This window comes from Streptococcus sp. 2741 (genome assembly GCF_013276315.1).
Taxonomy (GTDB): domain Bacteria; phylum Bacillota; class Bacilli; order Lactobacillales; family Streptococcaceae; genus Streptococcus; species Streptococcus pseudopneumoniae.
Genome location: NZ_VMKU01000119.1, coordinates 1 through 3,683 on the forward strand (window position 1 = coordinate 1; position 3,683 = coordinate 3,683).

The following is a 3,683-nucleotide window of genomic DNA, read 5'->3' on the forward strand; positions in this document are numbered from 1 at the left end:
GATATTATCTTCGTATCTTGGCCTTTCTTTAAACTTCATACTCTTCGAAAATCTCTTCAAACCACGTCAGCTTCGCCTTACCGTATGTATGGTTACTGACTTCGTCAGTTTCATCTACAACCTCAAAACAGTGTTTTGAGCAGCCTACGGCTAGCTTCTTAGTTTGCACTTTGATTTTCATTGAGTATAAAAAGAATCCGCTTTGGGCGGATTTTTCTAGAAAGGAATCATTATGGATCAACTGCAGATTAAGGATTTGGAAATTTTTGCCTATCATGGTCTTTTTCCCAGTGAGAAGGAATTGGGGCAGAAGTTTGTCGTTTCAGCTATCCTATCCTATGATATGACCAAGGCAGCGACAGATTTGGATTTAGCAGCCTCTGTCCATTACGGAGAATTGTGCCAGCAGTGGACGACTTGGTTTCAGGAAACGAGTGAGGATTTGATTGAAACGGTAGCCTATAAACTGGTAGAACGTACTTTTGAGACCTATCCTCTTGTCCAAGAAATCAAGTTGGAACTGAAAAAGCCTTGGGCGCCAGTGCATTTGCCACTAGATACATGCTCAGTAACCATCCATCGCCGTAAGCAACGAGCCTTTATCGCCCTAGGAAGCAACATGGGAGATAAGCAAGCAAACTTGAAACAAGCCATTGATAAACTGCGAAATCGAGGTATCCATATTCTCAAAGAATCCAGTGTCTTAGCGACGGAGCCTTGGGGTGGTGTGGAGCAGGATAGCTTTGCTAATCAGGTGGTTGAGGTAGAAACATGGTTGCCTGCCCCAGTCTTGTTAGAAACATTGTTGGCTATTGAGACAGAGATGGGACGGGTGCGAGAAGTGCATTGGGGACCTCGTTTGATTGATTTGGACTTGCTCTTTGTGGAGGACCAGGCCATTTATACAGATGAGCTTATCTTGCCCCATCCTTACATAGCAGAACGCCTTTTTGTTCTTGAGTCTCTACAAGAAATTGCGCCTCATTTTATCCATCCGACATTAAAGCAACCTATTCGCAACTTGTATAATGCTTGGAAACAATAGAAAAAACTCTAGTTTTCAGTCACTTGCAACTGAAGGCTAGAGTTTTTATACTCTTCGAAAATCTCTTCAAACCACGTCAGCTTCCATCTGCAACCTCAAANNTGCGGCTAGCTTCCTAGTTGGCTCTTTGATTTTCATTGAGTATTAAAATAGGTCATTTTCTTCTGGGAGGAGGATAGTCTCTCTACCGTCCATATCTAAAACCAGTACTTTCGGGGGATACAGAGGGTCGAAAGGATGGTTAAAGTCAAAATCAATGGCTGTAGGGAGGTGTTGGCTTGAAAAGTGGAAGGTAATTTTTCCATGGTTATTAAGCAATTGAAACTCAAGTTCTTCTTCCAATTCAAAGACATTTTTTAAGAAATGGTCGATGATATACCAAAAAGAGTCAATAACGTCATCAGGCAAACTGGTAACAATGCCAAAACTAGCAGACCGCATGTGGGCATTGGTAAAAGCCATATCTCTGCCCCCTTTCTTTTCCCTTATCATACAACAAATAGGATTAAAAATCAAGAAAAGGTAATTTTTTGAAAAGGATTTTAGCTACAGGGAAAAATAAGGAAAAAATCCCAAAAATCTCCCGAAGTTAATAGGTAAATTCCCAAATTAACTTGATTATATAACTTTCAGTTACTTTGAGAAGTTACCGAAAAATATTTTTCATATCTATTGACTTTTAGGGGTGAAATTTGGTATGATAGTAAGCGGTATTGTTTACCCCATTTGAAAGGCCCCGGAACCTTCCAAATACTTTTCGATGGGAAGGAACACCCATCACCGTAAACAAAAATCGAACTATATATAGGAGAAATCATGAACAAAACAACATTTATGGCTAAACCAGGCCAAGTTGAACGTAAATGGTACGTAGTTGACGCAACTGATGTACCACTTGGACGTCTTTCTGCAGTAGTTGCTAGCGTACTTCGCGGAAAAAACAAACCAACATTTACACCACACACTGATACAGGTGACTTTGTGATTGTTATCAATGCTGAAAAAGTTAAATTAACTGGTAAAAAAGTAACTGATAAAATCTACTACACTCACTCAAACCACCCAGGTGGATTGAAACAAATCTCTGCAGGTGAACTTCGTTCTAAAAATGCAGTACGTTTGATCGAGAAATCAGTTAAAGGTATGCTTCCACACAATACACTTGGACGCGCTCAAGGTATGAAGTTGAAAGTATTTGTTGGAGCTGAGCACACTCATGCTGCACAACAACCAGAAGTTCTTGACATTTCAGGACTTATCTAAGGAAAGGAACAAATAAAGTATGTCACAAGCACAATATGCAGGTACTGGACGTCGTAAAAACGCTGTTGCACGCGTTCGCCTTGTTCCAGGAACTGGTAAAATCACTGTTAACAAAAAAGATGTTGAAGAGTACATCCCACACGCTGACCTTCGTCTTGTCATCAACCAACCATTCGCAGTTACTTCAACTGTAGGTTCATACGACGTTTTCGTTAATGTTGTAGGTGGTGGATACGCTGGTCAATCAGGAGCTATCCGTCACGGTATCGCTCGTGCCCTTCTTCAAGTAGACCCAGACTTCCGCGATTCATTGAAACGTGCAGGACTTCTTACACGTGACTCACGTAAAGTTGAACGTAAGAAACCAGGTCTTAAGAAAGCTCGTAAAGCATCACAATTTAGTAAACGTTAATTCGAAAGAATTACTATACTTATACAGAGCACCTTTCGGGGTGTTCTTTTTTTATACTTTCTTACTAAATTGGTGCAATTGACACAGTTGTTGCGACTTTATACTCTTCGAAAATCTTTTCAAACCACGTCAGCTCTATCTGCAACCTCAAAACAGTGTTTTGAGCAACCTNNTGATTTTCATTGAGTAGTAGTCTCTCATGTTTGTTTAGCGTCTAAAAGAGACATTTGAGAAGATTGAAAACAGTTCTCTCTTTTCTCCTAGTATAATGATTGGTAGGAAGGGAGAGAAAAGATGAAAACAATGAGAATCTTATTTTTGTTAGCTTTAATTCAAATCAGTTTGAGTAGCTGTTTTCTATGGAAGGAATGCATCTTGTCCTTTAAACAAAGTACAGCTTTTTTCATCGGAAGTATGGTCTTCGTTTCAGGAATCTGTGCTGGAGTAAATTATCTTTATACCCGTAAGCAAGAAGTCCATAGTGTCCTAGCCAGTAAGAAGTCAGTGAAGCTTTTTTACAGTATGTTACTCTTAATTAATTTATTAGGAGCTGTCCTTGTCTTGTCAGATAACTTGTTCATTAAAAATACGCTGCAGCAAGAATTAGTTGACTTTTTATTGCCATCCTTTTTCTTTCTATTTGGGCTAGATTTGCTGATTTTTTTACCCTTGAAAAAATACATGCGCGATTTTCTTGCTATGCTAGACAGAAAAAAGACAGTGTTGGTGACTATTTTAGCAACACTTCTCTTTTTAAGAAATCCAATGACCATTGTCTCTCTTCTGATGTATATTGGACTGGGTTTGTTTTTTGCAGCCTATCTTGTCCCAAATTCGGTCAAGAAGGAAGTTTCCTTTTATGGTCATATTTTCCGAGATCTTGTATTGGTCATTGCTACGCTCATTTTCTTTTAGAGAAAGCTTGTTTTTATGGATGTTATGATGGTAATACTCTTCGAAAAT

Annotated in this window: 6 protein-coding genes; 4 read left to right on the top strand and 2 right to left on the bottom strand. The window is 39.2% G+C overall.

Translation table 11 applies throughout. The annotated features are described in order from the left end of the window. Positions 1 to 28: 28 nt before the first annotated feature. Positions 29 to 181, bottom strand: coding sequence for a hypothetical protein (locus tag HT671_RS11765; RefSeq protein WP_240153281.1), 153 nt, complete (start codon positions 179 to 181; stop codon positions 29 to 31). 51 nt (positions 182 to 232) lie between these two features. Here HT671_RS11765 and folK point away from each other — a divergent pair, with 51 nt between their 5' ends. Beyond that, positions 233 to 1,045 (top strand): 2-amino-4-hydroxy-6-hydroxymethyldihydropteridine diphosphokinase, encoded by an 813-nt coding sequence (gene folK / locus HT671_RS09860; RefSeq protein WP_023936478.1) that lies wholly within the window; start codon positions 233 to 235, stop codon positions 1,043 to 1,045. Positions 1,046 to 1,189: 144 nt separating this feature from the next. Here the strand turns inward: folK and HT671_RS09865 are convergent, their stop codons facing one another. Next, positions 1,190 to 1,507, bottom strand: a complete 318-nt coding sequence (locus HT671_RS09865; RefSeq protein WP_031233617.1) for a DUF960 domain-containing protein — start codon at positions 1,505 to 1,507, stop codon at positions 1,190 to 1,192. A 354-nt stretch (positions 1,508 to 1,861) separates the two neighbouring features. On the opposite strand from HT671_RS09865, the gene rplM reads away from it, so the two are divergent. The 3 genes from rplM (at position 1,862) to HT671_RS09880 (ending at position 3,635) form a co-directional block, all read left to right on the top strand. Continuing rightward, complete coding sequence (rplM, locus tag HT671_RS09870; RefSeq protein WP_138703327.1) at positions 1,862 to 2,308, top strand: 50S ribosomal protein L13; 447 nt, start codon at positions 1,862 to 1,864, stop codon at positions 2,306 to 2,308. 19 nt (positions 2,309 to 2,327) lie between these two features. After that, on the top strand, positions 2,328 to 2,720 hold the full coding sequence (gene rpsI, locus HT671_RS09875; RefSeq protein ID WP_000075973.1) for a 30S ribosomal protein S9: 393 nt from the start codon (positions 2,328 to 2,330) through the stop codon (positions 2,718 to 2,720). 294 nt (positions 2,721 to 3,014) lie between these two features. Continuing rightward, entirely contained in the window at positions 3,015 to 3,635 is a 621-nt protein-coding gene (locus HT671_RS09880) for a hypothetical protein (protein WP_000855698.1), read from the top strand. Positions 3,636 to 3,683: the final 48 nt, after the last annotated feature.